The organism is Saccharopolyspora dendranthemae, assembly GCF_007829955.1.
Taxonomy (GTDB): domain Bacteria; phylum Actinomycetota; class Actinomycetes; order Mycobacteriales; family Pseudonocardiaceae; genus Saccharopolyspora; species Saccharopolyspora dendranthemae.
On the sequence record NZ_VIWX01000002.1, the window covers coordinates 1171975 to 1186311 of the forward strand.

The 14337-nt window shown below is 69.0% G+C and carries 15 protein-coding genes; 7 read left to right on the top strand and 8 right to left on the bottom strand.

Features of this window, described 5'->3' with window-relative positions:
- Positions 1 to 98: 98 nt before the first annotated feature.
- Positions 99 to 1661 carry a non-homologous end-joining DNA ligase gene (gene ligD / locus FHU35_RS14205; RefSeq protein WP_145739445.1) on the top strand — a complete coding sequence of 521 codons (1563 nt, stop codon included), beginning with the start codon at positions 99 to 101 and terminating at the stop codon, positions 1659 to 1661.
- Between the two features lie 182 nt (positions 1662 to 1843).
- Here the strand turns inward: ligD and FHU35_RS14210 are convergent, their stop codons facing one another.
- The 6 genes from FHU35_RS14210 to FHU35_RS14235 all read right to left on the bottom strand — a co-directional run bounded on the left by FHU35_RS14210 (position 1844) and on the right by FHU35_RS14235 (position 6961).
- Positions 1844 to 3055 (bottom strand): IS256 family transposase, encoded by a 1212-nt coding sequence (locus FHU35_RS14210; protein ID WP_246110309.1) that lies wholly within the window; start codon positions 3053 to 3055, stop codon positions 1844 to 1846.
- A gap of 311 nt (positions 3056 to 3366) precedes the next feature.
- A complete protein-coding gene (locus FHU35_RS14215) occupies positions 3367 to 4044 on the bottom strand; it encodes an iron-sulfur cluster assembly protein (protein WP_145739448.1) in 678 nt (225 codons plus the stop codon).
- Complete coding sequence (locus tag FHU35_RS14220) at positions 4041 to 5045, bottom strand: amidohydrolase family protein (RefSeq protein ID WP_145739450.1); 1005 nt, start codon at positions 5043 to 5045, stop codon at positions 4041 to 4043. Before FHU35_RS14220 ends, FHU35_RS14215 begins: the two co-directional genes overlap by 4 nt.
- A 14-nt stretch (positions 5046 to 5059) precedes the next feature.
- Positions 5060 to 6088: an NAD(P)-dependent alcohol dehydrogenase gene (locus tag FHU35_RS14225; protein ID WP_145739452.1), complete on the bottom strand. Its 1029-nt coding sequence runs from the start codon at positions 6086 to 6088 to the stop codon at positions 5060 to 5062.
- Positions 6089 to 6269: 181 nt separating this feature from the next.
- Positions 6270 to 6659 carry a cold-shock protein gene (locus FHU35_RS14230; protein WP_145739455.1) on the bottom strand — a complete coding sequence of 130 codons (390 nt, stop codon included), beginning with the start codon at positions 6657 to 6659 and terminating at the stop codon, positions 6270 to 6272.
- A gap of 101 nt (positions 6660 to 6760) precedes the next feature.
- Entirely contained in the window at positions 6761 to 6961 is a 201-nt protein-coding gene (locus tag FHU35_RS14235) for a hypothetical protein (RefSeq protein ID WP_145739457.1), read from the bottom strand.
- A gap of 214 nt (positions 6962 to 7175) precedes the next feature.
- Here FHU35_RS14235 and FHU35_RS14240 point away from each other — a divergent pair, with 214 nt between their 5' ends.
- Entirely contained in the window at positions 7176 to 7931 is a 756-nt protein-coding gene (locus tag FHU35_RS14240; RefSeq protein WP_145739459.1) for an enoyl-CoA hydratase/isomerase family protein, read from the top strand.
- A gap of 187 nt (positions 7932 to 8118) precedes the next feature.
- On the top strand, positions 8119 to 9261 hold the full coding sequence (locus FHU35_RS14245; protein WP_145739462.1) for an alkaline phosphatase PhoX: 1143 nt from the start codon (positions 8119 to 8121) through the stop codon (positions 9259 to 9261).
- Here FHU35_RS14245 and FHU35_RS14250 read toward each other — a convergent pair whose 3' ends face one another.
- The gene (locus tag FHU35_RS14250) at positions 9262 to 9723 is read right to left on the bottom strand and encodes a MarR family winged helix-turn-helix transcriptional regulator (RefSeq protein ID WP_145739464.1); all 462 of its coding nucleotides are present in this window, start codon (positions 9721 to 9723) and stop codon (positions 9262 to 9264) included.
- 58 nt (positions 9724 to 9781) lie between these two features.
- Here FHU35_RS14250 and FHU35_RS14255 point away from each other — a divergent pair, with 58 nt between their 5' ends.
- The 3 genes from FHU35_RS14255 to FHU35_RS14265 all read left to right on the top strand — a co-directional run bounded on the left by FHU35_RS14255 (position 9782) and on the right by FHU35_RS14265 (position 11654).
- Entirely contained in the window at positions 9782 to 10186 is a 405-nt protein-coding gene (locus FHU35_RS14255; RefSeq protein ID WP_246110292.1) for a DUF5313 family protein, read from the top strand.
- Between the two features lie 42 nt (positions 10187 to 10228).
- Entirely contained in the window at positions 10229 to 10831 is a 603-nt protein-coding gene (locus FHU35_RS14260; protein WP_145739471.1) for a helix-turn-helix domain-containing protein, read from the top strand.
- Positions 10832 to 10913: 82 nt separating this feature from the next.
- Complete coding sequence (locus FHU35_RS14265) at positions 10914 to 11654, top strand: SDR family NAD(P)-dependent oxidoreductase (RefSeq protein WP_145739473.1); 741 nt, start codon at positions 10914 to 10916, stop codon at positions 11652 to 11654.
- A gap of 31 nt (positions 11655 to 11685) precedes the next feature.
- On the opposite strand, the gene FHU35_RS14270 is transcribed toward FHU35_RS14265, so the two are convergent.
- Positions 11686 to 12639, bottom strand: coding sequence for a threonine/serine dehydratase family protein (locus tag FHU35_RS14270; RefSeq protein WP_145739475.1), 954 nt, complete (start codon positions 12637 to 12639; stop codon positions 11686 to 11688).
- Positions 12640 to 12905: 266 nt separating this feature from the next.
- Between FHU35_RS14270 and FHU35_RS14275 the strand changes: the two genes are divergently transcribed.
- On the top strand, positions 12906 to 14327 hold the full coding sequence (locus FHU35_RS14275) for a VMAP-C domain-containing protein (protein ID WP_246110325.1): 1422 nt from the start codon (positions 12906 to 12908) through the stop codon (positions 14325 to 14327).
- The last annotated feature ends 10 nt before the right edge of the window (positions 14328 to 14337 follow it).

Here is a 14337-nt window from a genome sequence, read left to right on the forward strand (position 1 = left end):
ACCCCTGGGCCACTCCCCCGTCACGCCGGCCGATCGACGGCGCCGAGTCCCGCGTCGTGAGCGATGTGGTCCGCGTCCCCCCGTGTCACGCTGAGCTCGTGAACGAGAGCCGGTTGGCGACGTACCGGCGGATGCGCGACTTCGAGCGCACCGCCGAGCCCCGGGGCGGCGGAGCCACCGGAACCGGCGACCGGTTCGTCGTGCAGCGCCACCGCGCCCGGCGCAGGCATTACGACCTGCGGCTGGAGTTCGACGGCGCGCTGTGGAGCTGGGCGGTGCCCAAGGGTCCGACGCTGGACGCCTCGGTGCGCAGGATGGCGGTGCAGGTCGAGGACCACCCGCTGGAGTACGCGGACTTCGAAGGCATCATCCCGGCCGGCGAGTACGGCGGCGGCGACGTGATCGTGTGGGACCGGGGCACCTGGACGCCGGGCGAGGAGGATCCGGCCGCCGCGCTCGAAGCGGGCACCTTGCACTTCGACCTCGACGGCGAGAAGCTGCGCGGCCGGTTCGTCCTCGTCCGCCGGGGCGAGAAGCAGTGGCTGCTGCTGCACAAGCACGACGAGCACGCCCAGGACGGCTGGGATCCCGAAGAGCATGCGACATCGGTCAAGAGCGGGCGCACCAACGAGCAGGTCGCCGCCGCACCGGACGCCGTGTGGCACAGCGAACTGCCCGCCGACCAGGCCGAGGTCCGGCTCCGCCCGAACTGGGACCCGCCCACCGATGCCGAGCTCGATGAGCTGGCATCCCTGAAGTCCAAGGGGACCTGGACCCTGCAGGGCCACCGGATCTCGCTGACCAACCTGGACAAGATCCTGTTCCCGGGCCGCGACGGCGAGGAGCCGATCACCAAGCGCGAGCTGATCGCCTACTACGCGCGCATCGCCCCGGTGATGCTGGCGTACCTGGCCGATCGGGCGCTCAACAGCCATCGGTTCCCCAACGGGGTGGAATCCGCGGGCTTCTGGCACAAGGAGTCGCCGAGCCACGCGCCGGACTGGCTGACCACCTGGGAGTACCCGGGCGCCGACCCCGACGACGTGCAGCGCTACATCGTGCCCGACAGCCCGGCCGCACTGGCGTGGCTGGCCAACTACGCCGCGCTGGAGCTGCACCCGTGGACCTCGCCGACCAGCGACGTCGAGCATCCGAGCTGGGCCCTGTTCGACATCGATCCCGGCGAGCGGACGAGCTTCGACGAAGTCCTGACGCTGGCCCGGCTGCACCGCGCGGCGATGGACCACCTCGGCGTCGTCGCGAAGCCGAAGGTGACCGGGCAGCGCGGCATCCAGATCTGGGTGCCGATCGAGCCGCGCTACACCTACGCCGAGACCCGCGAGTGGGTGGAGAAGGTGTCGCGCGCCGTCGGCAACACCGTCCCCGAGCTGATCAGCTGGGCGTGGACGAAGTCCGAACGGCACGGCCTCGCGCGGCTCGACTACACCCAGAACGTCCTCAACAAGACACTCGTCGCCCCCTACAGCGCCCGGCCACGACCCGGCGCCCCGGTCTCGGTCCCGCTCGAGTGGGACGAGCTCGACGATCCCGACCTCACCCCGGACCGCTGGACCATCCGCACCGTCCTCGACCGCGTCGACACCACAGGCGACCCCTTCGCCGACCTCCTCGCCCACCGCCAACGCCTACCCCCGGTCTGACACCTCCCACCCCTACCGGAGCCACCGATCCCCCACATTCAATTTCACTCCCCACTGAACCCATCACCACTACAAAATTTTCCCACCACATACCCCATACCCAGCGCGTTTCCTCTGCAATTCCCGGACGGCCGGGTCTCCGCGTGGGGTCTTTCGCAGGAACGGTGTTTCCAGCGTGTTGATCAGTAGGTTTCGGCGTCCGGCCAGCGGTCACCGAAGGTGATGGCGAAGGCGTCGAGGACTGGCTTCCAACGTGTCGTCCATCGGGTGCGGCCGGCTCCGGTGGGATCCAGGCTGCGGGTTACAAGATACAGGCATTTCAGCGCTGCCTGTTCGTTGGGGAAATGTCCTCGTGCGCGGACCGCTCGACGGTAGCGGGCGTTGAGGGATTCGATTGCATTGGTGGAGCACAGCACTTTCCGGATCTCGACGTCGTAGGAGAGGAACGGCGTGAATTCTTCCCAGGCGTTGCGCCACAATCGGATCATGGCCCGGTACTGCTTGCCCCATTTCTCATCGAGATCGTCAAGAGCGGCCAGTGCCGCGTCCGGGTTCGGTGCGGTGTAAATCGGTTTGATGTCCTTTTTGACCTCATCCCATTTCTGCCGGGGAACGAGCCGGAAAGTGTTGCGAATCAGATGGACGATGCAGGTCTGGACGATGGTGTGCGGCCACACCGAGGCGACGGAATCCGGGAGTCCTTTCAAGCCATCACAGACGCAGAAGAAGACATCGGTGATGCCGCGATTTTTCAGATCCATCAGGACCGACAGCCAGAACTTCGCGCCCTCGCCGCCGGTGCCCATCCACAGCCCCAGCACGTCCTTGCGGCCGTCCACAGTGACCCCGATCGCCGCGTAGACGGGCTGGTTGGCCACCTGACCGTCCCGGACCTTGACCACGACAGCGTCAATGAAGATCGCGGCGTAGACCGAATCCAGCGGACGGTTGCGCCAATCCTCCATCTCCCGTACGACCGTGTCGGTGATACGGGAGATCGTGTCCTTGGACACCGACGCCCCGTAGATTTCCGCGAAATGCGCGGAAATTTCCCCGGTGGTCAATCCCTTCGCATACAGTGACAACACCACCTCGTCCACACTGCCGAGACGGCGCTGCCGCTTTCGTACGATCCGCGGCTCGAATGTTCCTTCACGATCCCGCGGAACCGTGATCTCGATCGCGCCGGCCGCATCGGAGATCACGGTCTTCGGACGGGAACCGTTGCGCACATTCGCTGAATCCCGGCCCGAGTCGGCACGGTTTTTCTCATGCCCGAGGTGCTCGGTCAGTTCCTCGTTCAACGCCGTTTCCAACACATTCTTGGTGAACAGCTTCAAAAGCCCATCCGGACCGGTCAAATCCAGGCCCTTGTCCTTGGCCATCGCCACCATCTCGGCCACAGCGGCCTGCTCAGGAGACAACGTCCGATCCGACTTGCCGATCTTCTTCCGGTCTGCGCTCACAGCGTCAGAGCTCATCACTCACAGTGCCCATCCCGCCGGACCCACGCCCGGCGCGTCAGGCTGGAAACACCGTTACCCCGACAGTCCCTCCGCGTGGTCGCCAAGTCCCAGTTTTAGTCCAAACTGAGCGGACATTCCGGACATGATCATGGCTCGGTTAGGACTAAAACTGGGACTTGGTGCGCTCCTCGCAACCGGGAACGCCGTCGGCGGAGGCGCCCGGCGAGGAGTGGCTTGGGTTAGGGGTGGGGGTATCTGGTGTCTAGGAGGCCTTCGCACCAGGTCTTGTTGGCTTCGATGCTGATCCTGGTGGTGCGGGCGATCCTCAGGCGGGTCGGGAGGTCGTCCTCGTGGAGGTGCTGTCCGGCGTCGTCGAGGAGCAGCGGTGCCTCGTCGTCGTGACGGAGGTGGAGCCGTCGTCGGTGCCGGCGCAGCGCTGACGCCTCCGGGACGTCGGCGAGGGTGAGCGAGGTGAGATCATCGTGCGTGCGACCGGATTTCAGCAGTTCGCTCGCGAGCCGCTCCTGCTCGGCGGCGTGCGCCTTGCGGAAGAACACCGCGCGCAGCTCGTCGAGCTCACCGGAGGCGAGGCCGGGGAACGCCGCGTCGAAGCCCTCCCCCGCCGCGACTCCGGCGTTGATCTCGTCCGCGGCGAAGTGGTCGACGAGGCGAACCGACACGGTGCCGACGCCGGGCAGCGCGGCGAGCGCGTCGCGGGCGTCGGAGACCATCAGGTACGCGAAGTTGGGGGCGCAGAAGTAGGTGGGCAGCCGCAGGTCGACCTCCACGCTCCCCCGGTTCACCTCGCACCGGGCGACGAAGCCGAGCTCGGTGATCGCCCGGTCCAGCTCCGGGTCGACCACCTCGCCCAGCGCCCGGACCACGGCCTCCCGATCCACAGTGGACGTCGTGGTCATCGTGCCACCGCCTCCCGCGCGGACGGGATCTGCACCGGGACCTCGATGTCGTAGAGCTTGGCCATGTTCAGGCCCAGCACCTTGCGCTTGATGTCCGGCGTGAGCACCCCGTACTCGGACTGCATGTCCTCCGGGATCTGGAAGTCGACGAACTTCTCGATCAGCCACTTCGGCGTCCAGATCGCGTAGTCGCTGGCGAAGGTCAACCGGTTCTCGTCCAGCCAGTACAGCAGTTCACCGATGATCTGGGCGAAGTAGCGAGGCCGGGAGTGGATGAACGGCATCGCCACCGCCAGACCGCCGTAGACGTTCGGCTCCTGGGTGGCGATCCAGCAGAAGTCCTCCAGCCTGGGCAGTCCGCAGTGCTCGACGATGAAGTTCAGCTCCGGGAACTCGGTGGCCGCGTCATCGACGTCGGCGACGTCGAACGCGTCCCGGTTGAGCGGGTAGATCGTCGGGCCCTTGTGCACGTGGATGTTGCGGATGCCCAGTTCCCGGCACTTGTCCAGGTAGCGGTAGGACCACGGGTCGGAGAGCTTCCAGCCCTTGGAGGCGCCCTTCCACTCGGCGGTGTAGAGCTTCACCCCGCGCAGGTTCCAGCGTTCGGTCAGCCGTTCCAGGGCGACGAGGCCCTCGTCCTCGTCGCGCGGGTCCCAGCTGCCGTTGACGATGAAGCGATCCGGGTACTTCTCGGCGAGCGTGCCATCGCGCTCGGTGGTGTTGAAACCGTTGACGAAGAAGTCGGTCAGGTAGGTCGGCTGGAAGATGGCCTTGTCGACGTAGCCGACCTCGAACAGGTCGTGCATCAGCTCCTGCTCGCTCTGCCGCTGGAAGTGCTCCAGCGACCACTTGTCCTCCTCCGGGCTGAGGTTGGAGTGGTAGTCGTAGAAGCAGTTGAGGAACCCGGTTCCGTAGCGGTTGGCCTGGTTGGCCGGCGTGCCGTCCCAGAAGTGGATGTGGCCGTCCACGATGAAGTACTGCTCGTCGTCCTTGACGTACATGTCCGCTTCCTTTCCTAGGGCACGAGAATCGCCCGGCCGCCCGGAATGCGGCCCGCGTCGAGGTCGGCGAGCGCGTCGAGCGCCTCGTCCAGCGAGTACGTGCGGGTGCGCAGCGAGACCTCGCCGCGCGCGGTCAGCGCCATCAGCTCGTCGAGGTCGTTGTAGGAGCCGACGAGGTTGCCGATCACGTTGATCTCGCGGGAGATCACGTCGATCGTCGGGATCTCGACCCGTCCGCCGTAGCCGATGACGAAGTAGCTGCCCGCTTGCCTGGTCAGGGCCAGGCCTTCGGCCTCGGTACCGCCTTCGCCGACGAAGTCGAGCACCACGTGCGCGCCCCGGCCACCGGTGATCTCCAGCGCCGTGGCCACCTGGGAGCCGTCGGCGCGCAGCACGTGGTGAGCGCCGAGCCGCGACGCGAGGTCCAGCGCCTCCTGCGAGCGGTCGATGACGGTGATCTCCGCAGGCGTCATGGCCAGCAGGGATTGGAGCCCGATGTGGCCGAGCCCGCCCGCACCGATGAGCACCACGTGGCTGCCCGCGTGCAACAGCGGCACCGCCTTGCGCACCGCGTGGTAGGCGGTCAGCCCCGCGTCGGCGAGCGCGGCGACGTCGGCGGGTTCCAGTCCCCCGTCGAGCCGCACGACCGCGCGGGCGTTGGTCAGCATCAGCTCCGCCATCCCGCCGTCGGCGTTGATGCCGGGGAACGTGGAGCTCTCGCAGTGCACGTCGTCGCCGGATCGGCAGGCGCGGCACAGCCCGCAGGTCACCAGCGGGTGCAGGATGACGCGGTCACCGGGTGCGGTGTTGCTGACGGCCGAGCCGACCTCGCGCACCGTTCCGGCGTTCTCGTGCCCGATGACGTAGGGCAGCTCGACGCCGCTCTTGTCCTTCCACTGGCCTTCGACGATGTGCAGATCGGTCCGGCAGACGCCGGCGGCGTTGATCTCGACCAGCACGTCCCACGGGCCGCTGACCACGGGGTCCGGTACCGATTCGACGACAGGCCGCTGCCCGTACTCGTGCACTCGCACCGCTCGCACCGCGGACCACCTCCGGCTCCACCAGGACGGGTCCGTCCCAGGTTGCGCCGAAGTGGCCATGAGCGCCTGTTGGAAATGCCTGCTGACTCGTTCAAGTCAGCGTCCGGCCGGGCGTCGATTCCCCCTCGCCGGAGGCTGGTTCTCGCCCGTCAGCTGCGGACGCGCTTGCCGCGCAAGGGGTTCAGGCGTCGACCCAACCGTGGCGGACGGCGATCTGGGTGAGCTTCTGGCGGACCTGCAGGATCTGCTCCGCCGTCATCGTCGGAGCCGAGGTCAGCAGCGCCTCGGTGACGGTCTCGTGGAACTCCTTGGCCGACAGCACGTCGAAGAGCTCCTCCTCCGCCGGCTGCTCGCCGGTCGGAGCCGACTGCCGCAGGATCTGGACGTGGGAGGCCTTGGGGCCGCGGTCGCTGTCCTCCAGGTCGAACTCGACCACCACACCGGGCGCGACCAACCGCTTGTCGAAGGTCAGGTCGTTCACGTGGATGAAGACGTCCTCCCCGCCGACGTCGGGGGCTACGAAGCCGTACCCGCGCACCTCGTCGAACCGGAGGACCTTGCCCGTGACCATCTGCCGCTCCCCGCCTTCACCCCGAACCCGCACCGCAGGCCCGGGACTCTACCTCCGGGCTGTTCGCCGCGGCCATCCGTGTCCGATGAGGACGTCGCGGTTCACCGGCGCGGCATCGGGATGTCGGTGTCGGGCCGGCTGCGCTCCTGGGGGCCGTGCTCGATGAAGTCCGCGGCGAACTTGATCCCCGCCTGGTACGCCTCGACCCGGGCCCGGCCGATCTCGGCTTCGATCGTCTCCGGGTACAGCTCCTCGGCCAGCGAGCGGATCTCCGCCAATCGGCTGCGGGTCTCCTCATCCATCCTGTCCGCCATCCTTCCGCGTGAACATCTCCGAGGGATCCTCACTGCTGTTCGCGTTCTTCGCACGGCCGACGGCAAGGCTAGCGGCGCACCCCCGCCGATCCCGATCAGGTGAACAGGGCACTCCCGTTAGCCCGGACACCACCCCGGGTCACCGCTGTCGATCAGCGGTTACGATCCGCCGGGCAAGCTGCGGAGAGGGCGTGGAGGTGGCATGAGCGACGGGCGGCTGCGGCTGGAAGTCGATCAGAACGTGGCCCGGATCACCATCGAGAATTCCGGTAAGCGGAATGCGATGAACGCCGCGATGTGGCGGCGGCTGCCGGACCTGCTCACCGAGATCACCGCCGATCCCGAGGTGCGCGTCGTGGTGCTCACCGGCGCCGGGGACGCGTTCTGCGCGGGAGCCGACATCTCGGAGCTGCACGAGATCGAGGGCCCCGAGGGCAGCGCCACCGAGCCCGCCGAGCGCGCGTTGCTGGCCTGCCCGCTGCCGACGATCGCGCTGATCAACGGGCTGTGCATCGGCGGCGGTTGCCAGCTCGCGGCCGCCTGCGATCTGCGGATCACCGCCGACTCAGCGGTTTTCGGCATCACCCCGGCCAAGCTCGGTGTGGTGTACCCGCCGTCGAGCATCGCGAGGCTGACGGAGCTGGTCGGACCGTCGGCGGCGAAGCTGCTCCTGTTCTCGGCGGACCTCTTCGACGCCGAACGTGCGCTGGGGATGGGGCTGGTCGACGAGGTCGTCGCCGACCCGGCCGCGCGGACCGACGAACTGGCCAGGACCATCGCGAGCCGGTCGCAGCTGAGCGTGCGGGCGTCCAAGGAGCTGGTGGACCTGGCCTCGCGCGGAGACTCGCTGTCCGAGAGCGCCGCGCGCTGGCACGACGTCGCGACGCGCAGCGGCGAGACCGCCGAGGGAGTCGGCGCCTTCCTGGAACGCCGACCGGCGGTATTTCCCTACGCGTAGCGGAAACGACACGGGTTCGGGCACGTCACCGCGCAGGTCGATCCACTGTGGACCTGCTGCGGAACCGGCGGTTACCGCGCCCTACACGCACTGTTCATCCTTTTCGCGGTGATCGGACCCCCGGTGCCGCTCTAACGTCGCGGTGCCCGAACACCATGCACTCCCACCGCGCACCGGAGGAAAAGCAGTGGAACGTCGCACCTTCCTGCGCGCCGCCGTCACCGGCGGTGCCGCTGTCGCCTTCGGCTTCAGCGTGACCCGCGAAGCCATCGCCTACCCCGCCCAGACCGGGCCCAGCCCGTACGGTCCCCTGCAGGCGGCCGACGCCAACGGCCTCGAGCTGCCTGCCGACTTCACCAGCCGCGTCCTGGCGCACACCGGCGACGCCGTGACCGGGACCGACCACACCTGGCACGGCGCGCCCGACGGCGGTGCCTGCTTCGCCGACGGCGACGGGTGGATCTACGTCTCCAACTCCGAACTCCCGCTCGGCACCGGCGGAGTCAGCGCCCTGCGCTTCGACGCGGCGGCCGGCATCACCGGGGCCTACCCGATCCTGTCCGGCACCACGCAGAACTGCTCCGGCGGCGCGACCCCGTGGAACACCTGGCTGTCCTGCGAGGAGACCGACCGCGGCTACGTCTTCGAAGCCGACCCGTGGGGCGGCGAGGCGACCCGCAGGGACGCGATGGGCCGGTTCAAGCACGAGGCCGCGGCCGCCGACCCGGACCGCGAGGTCGTCTACCTGACCGAGGACGAATCAGACGGCAACTTCTACCGCTTCGTCCCGACCATCTGGGGCGACATGTCGGCCGGCACCCTGCAGGTGCTCGCCGAGGCCGACGGCGCGCTGACCTGGATCGACGTTCCGGACCCGACCGGGGCCACGATCCGCACCCGCCACCAGGTCGACACCGCGCGGATCTTCGACGGGGGCGAAGGCGCCCACTACCGCAACGGCACCTGCTTCTTCACCACCAAGGGCGACAACCGCGTCTGGGCCTACGACGCGGCGGCCAACGTCCTCCACATCGCCTACGACGACGACCTCACCCCGAACGGCCCGCTCAGCGGTGTCGACAACATCACCAGCGGTCAGGCCGGGGACCTCTACGTCGCCGAGGACGGCGGCAACATGGAGATCTGCATCATCACGCCCGACGACGTGGTGGCCCCGTTCCTGCGGCTGACGGGTCAGGACGAGTCCGAGCTGTGCGGCGTGGCCTTCAACCCGGCGGGTGACCGCTTGTACTTCTCCTCGCAGCGAGGCCCGGCCGGCGACAGCGGTGACGGCTACACCTACGAGATCACCGGCCCGTTCCGGAAGTGATCATCCGCGGTCGAGCGCGCGGCGACTGGCGCCGATGACCTTGCTCAGGACGGCGTGGAGCTCTTCGAGGTCGGAGAGCTCCACGCCCAGGGCCTCGACGATCCGGTACGGGATCTTCTCGGCCTCCGCGCGCAGCTGCGCGCCCTGCTCGGTCAGCGCGACCTCCAGCTTGCGCTCGTCGCTGCGGCTGCGGGAGCGCACCACGTAGCCCACCGCTTCCAGCCGCTTGAGCAGCGGTGAGAGCGTGGCCGCATCGGCGTGCAGCGCCTCGCAGAGGTCGGTGACCGAGCGCGGCGAGCGCTCCCACAGCGCGAGCATCACCAGGTACTGCGGGTGCGTGAGGTTCATCGGCGCCAGCAGCGGCCGGTACAACGAGATGACGTTGCGGGAGGCGACCGAGAGCGCGAAGCACACCTGGCGGTCGAGGGCGAGCGGGTCCTCGCCCAGGTCGGGAGTCTGCACGGGGTCAGCTTACCCACATTCCACGACACGCTAATAGTTAGTGTGCTAAATGTTGGGTGTGAGCCGAAGCCCTGACTCCCACCTCGTGCGCCCGAACCCGCTGCTGTGGATCTGGTACGCCTTCGGGGGCCGACTGCCCGCTCGCCACCGGGAATGGGTCCTGCACGACGTCACCAGCCGGACCTGGGTGCTGCGGCACGTGTCCCGCAGCCTCGTGCAGATCTCCCCCGGCCTGCTGTTCCTGCTGATGCCGGGCCCGCTGTGGATCCGGGCGATGTCGGTGCTCGGCGGCGTCATCCTCGCGCTCTGGTACTCCCTGTCGTACATGGAGCACACCTGCGAGTACCGGCTGCACAAGCACGGCTACCCGATCGGCACCGGCCGCGCGACCCGCGAGGCCGCGCACGCCGAGACCCGCGCCCGGAAGGCCTCCCGCTACGACGAGATCTACCGCAACGGCTGACCGGGGTGGCAATCCCGGTTGCCGCAGTGGCAAGGTGGTGGGGTGGACGAGGAATTCGGGCAGGCGCTGGAAGCCGTCGGACCGCGGTTGCGGGCGCTGCGGCGGCAGCGGGAAACAACCCTGGCCGACCTCTCCCACGCCACCGGCATCTCGGTGAGCACCCTGTCGAGACTGGAATCCGGCTCCCGGAAGCCGACTCTCGAACTGCTGCTGCCGCTGGCCAAGGCGCACGGGGTCACGCTCGACGAGCTCGTCGACGCGCCGCCCACGGGTGACCCCAGGGTGCACCTGCGGCCCGTCAAGCGAGGCGGCATGACCATGCTGCCGCTGACCCGCCGGGCGGGCGGGATCCAGGCCTACAAGCTGATCATTCCCGCCGGCAGCGACCGCACCGAACCCGATCCGCAGACGCACGAGGGCTACGAGTGGCTCTACGTCCTCAATGGACGGTTGCGGATGGTGCTCGGCGAGCACGACCTGATCCTCGCCCCGGGTGAGGCCGCGGAGTTCGACACCCGGGTGCCGCACTGGTTCGGCGCCGCCGACGGCAGGTCCGTGGAGTTCCTGAGCCTGTTCGGCAAGCAGGGCGAACGAGCCCACCTGAGGGCTCGCCCCAAGGACCATCCCGAACGCCGGACACCTTGATCGCACCACCCGGTCGCTCCCGACCGGCGCAGCCACCTCGCGTTAGGTTGGGGCGACGCGTGGAGCACGAGGAGGAGTGCCGATGAGCAAGCCAACGCCGGTGGCCGTGGTCACCGGAGCCAGCAGCGGGATCGGCGCGGCCAGCGCCAGGGCCCTGGCCGACGCGGGCTTCGAGGTCGTGCTCGGCGCTCGCAGGCTGGACCGGCTGCAGGAGATCACCGACGAGATCGGCGGCCGGTCGCTGGAACTCGACGTCACCGACCAGGCGTCGGTCGACGCGTTCACGGCCGCCGTCGAGCGCTGCGACCTGCTGGTCAACAACGCCGGCGGCGCGGTCGGCGCGGAGACCCTCCTGGAGGCCAAGGACGAGGACTGGCAGTGGATGTACGAGACCAACGTGATGGGCACCCTGCGGGTGACCCGCGCGCTGCTGCCGAAGCTGCTGGAGTCCGGTGACGGGCAGGTCATCAACATCGGGTCGGTCGCGGGCCGCGAGCCCTACGCCACCGGAGGTGGCTACAACGCCGCGAAGCACGCGGTCGCGGCGCTGACCCGCGTGCTGCGGCTGGAGATGTTCGGCGAGCCGATCCGGGTGTGCGAGATCGACCCGGGTCTGGTGCAGACGGACTTCAGCCTGGTCCGCTTCCGCGGCGACCAGGACAAGGCCGACGCCGTCTACGAGGGGACCAACCCGCTGACCGCGCAGGACGTCGCCGAGACCGTCTCCTGGGTCGCGACTCGGCCGTCGCACGTCAACGTCGACCAGATCCTGCTGCTCGCGCGCGACCAGACCTCCGCGCGCGTGATCAACCGGTCCGAATGACCCGCGCCGGGGCTGGGTTTCCCGCCAACGCTCAGCCCCGGAACCGGTCGGCCCAGGCCATCACGTCGTCCGGGGCCGCGTTGCCGCCGCAGACGACGAGGCCGAGCCGGACGCCGGCGCGCTCGGCGAGGATCCGGCGGGCGGCGGGCAGCAGGCACCCCGCCGCCGGTTCCGCCCACAGCTTCGCGTGCTGCGCGAGGTCCAGCACGCCCCGCACCGCATCGGAATCCGGCACCACGAGAACGTCGTCGACCAGCTCGCGCACGTGCTCGTAGGTCAGCTCCGACACCGCCGGTGCGCTCAGGGTCGACACGATCGACGACAGCTCCACCGGTAGCGGCCCGCCGTTGGCCAACGCCGCCGACATGGCTTCGGCGCCCGCGGTTTCCACTCCCCAGATGCGGACGCCGGGCCGCTTCGCGCGCAGCGCCGTCGCCACGCCCGAGATCAGGCCGCCGCCACCGATGCTGACCAGCACGTCGGTGAGCTCGCCGGCGTCCTCGGCGAACTCCAGCCCGACCGTGCCCTGCGCGGCGATCACCACCGGGTCGTCGAACGGGTGCACCAGCGTGCTGCCGCCGACGCGCAACTGCTCGGTGAGGGCGAACGCCGCCGCCATGTCCTCGGCGACGCGCACCGTCGCCCCTGCGGACTCGGCCACCTCGACCGCGCGCGCGGGTGCGGATCGGGGCATCACCACGGTGGCGTCGACTCCCAGAGCACCGGCCATCACCGCCAGCCCGATCCCGTGGTTGCCGCCGCTGACCGCGACGACACCGGCAGCGCGCTCGGCATCGGTCAGCGACAGGAGCTTCGCCACCGCGCCACGCGCCTTGAACGAACCGGTCCGCTGCAGCAGCTCCAGCTTCGCGGTGACCGGCACCCCGAGCAGCTCCGACAGGCCCGGACTGGCCACCGTCGGCGTCCGCACCACGTGCCCTTCGATCGCGCGCGCAGCGGCCTCGACGTCCTCGATACCGATCATCACTCGTCCTCCCGGAAATCCCTCCCCGCACCGTAGTCACCCGCACGGCCGAACGCGGCGCCGGATCGACCACGGCAGGTGAGTCCACTGTGGATCCTCATTGGCGTTCGAGTGAACAACATCTCTTCCGGAGAAGTGAAAACTCCTCCCATCCGGAGGGTGTCGGGCGGCCGACGTCCTCACTAGTATTCAACCCGATGCCATCGGTGCCTGGGGTGAACATGGCCGGAGGAGCGGAGTTAGGCAGAAGCAGCTCGTTGACCCTGGTGAGCGCGCTGTTGCGGGTGCCCTTCCTGAACGAGGTGTCCAGCCGCACCACCGTCGTGCAGCTCGTCGGCGAGGTGCTCGGCGAACCCTTCTCCGTCGCCGAGCACGCCCACCCGTTCCAGCACATCTGGAACATCGTCGAGGCCTGCCGCCGCCATCCCGAGGGGTTCGATGCGCTGTCGCACGTGCTGGGTCAGGTCGAGGGCAACTCCCTGCCGATGCACGAGGTCGACCGCATCATCGGCGACATGCGCACCACCGGTCTCTGGCCCGACACCGAGTACCAGCGCCTGCTCGCGCTGCTCTCCGGCGTCTCCGTCCCGGACCTGCCCGACATCTACCAGCACGTCACCGGAGCCGCCGGGCACCGGTTGCCGCCAGGCTCGACGGTCGCGGAACATCTCAACGCGGCCAACGTCCTCAACGCCGACAGCAACGGCCTGCCCAAGCTGCTGTCGCTGATCGAACACCTCGCACCCACGGTGCGCGCGGACCTGTCGGCCGAACTGCACGCCTGGGCCGACGCGCAGGCCGGACGCCTGGGTCTGGTCGCCGAGCTGCAGTCGATGCGCGCGAGGTGCGCTCGGCGCCCCGAAGTCCGGGCGGAATCCCGCTCGACCGCTTACCTGGTCGTGCTCATCCACCCGGATAACCCCTCCGGTCAGCGCTGCCGCCTGGCCCACTGGCGGCAGCTGGATCTCAGCGAGGGTTGGAAACCCATGCGCGGCAGCGACGTCGTGGGCGACCTCGACGAGATCAAGCACGCGGTCGCGGGGCTCATCGAGCAGGTCGAGACCGAGTGGTCGCACCTCGACCCCGACGTGCGCATCGAGTTCGTGCTGCCGAACGAGCTGATCAACCTCGACGTGGACCAGTGGCCGTGGGAGACCACCTCGAGCATCCCGCAGCCGATCGGCACCCGGTTCCCCGTCTCGGTGCGCGCGCTGGAGCGGATGCGCGAGGACAAGTACCACCGGCACTGGCGATTGCGCTGGAAGCGCCTCAACAGCTGGCTCCAGGACGCCGGAACCCTCCCGGAGGAGGCCAATCACTGGGCCGGTGGGCAGAACCCGGACGCGCTCGGCGGCGTGCTGATGCGCGACATGAGCCTGCTGTCGATGGTGCTCGGGGAACCTCCGGAGCCCGGCAGCAGCGGACTCGACGACGTCGTGGTCGGCGTGCGCGACGGCATCCCGCTGATGCTGTGGCACCGGAAGGATTGCGCGAGCGAGGAATTCCGGGACCTGGTGAAAGGAGTCCTCCACGGCGAGGGCGAGCCGGTGCTCGAACGCGTCCGGCTGGCCCGCGCCGACGCTCGCGCGGAGCGAAAACCGGGACATGCCGGGAACGCGCTCACGGTCCTCTGGGACGATCCGGACCGCGTGGTCACTCCCACGCTCGTCCGCCCGCCGAAAGGGTGAGTTTGTGGCC

Excerpts from the sequence above, each read along its gene's own strand:
- FHU35_RS14210 (WP_246110309.1), bottom strand. The coding sequence starts at position 3,055 with ATGGTGGCGATGGCCAAGGACAAGGGCCTGGATTTGACCGGTCCGGAT.
- FHU35_RS14220 (WP_145739450.1), bottom strand. The coding sequence starts at position 5,045 with ATGTACGTCAAGGACGACGAGCAGTACTTCATCGTGGACGGCCACATC.
- FHU35_RS14270 (WP_145739475.1), bottom strand. The coding sequence starts at position 12,639 with ATGATCGGTATCGAGGACGTCGAGGCCGCTGCGCGCGCGATCGAAGGG.
- FHU35_RS14230 (WP_145739455.1), bottom strand. The coding sequence starts at position 6,659 with ATGGTCACGGGCAAGGTCCTCCGGTTCGACGAGGTGCGCGGGTACGGC.
- FHU35_RS14235 (WP_145739457.1), bottom strand. The coding sequence starts at position 6,961 with ATGGATGAGGAGACCCGCAGCCGATTGGCGGAGATCCGCTCGCTGGCC.
- FHU35_RS14240 (WP_145739459.1), top strand. The coding sequence starts at position 7,176 with ATGAGCGACGGGCGGCTGCGGCTGGAAGTCGATCAGAACGTGGCCCGG.
- FHU35_RS14265 (WP_145739473.1), top strand. The coding sequence starts at position 10,914 with ATGAGCAAGCCAACGCCGGTGGCCGTGGTCACCGGAGCCAGCAGCGGG.
- FHU35_RS14215 (WP_145739448.1), bottom strand. The coding sequence starts at position 4,044 with ATGACCACGACGTCCACTGTGGATCGGGAGGCCGTGGTCCGGGCGCTG.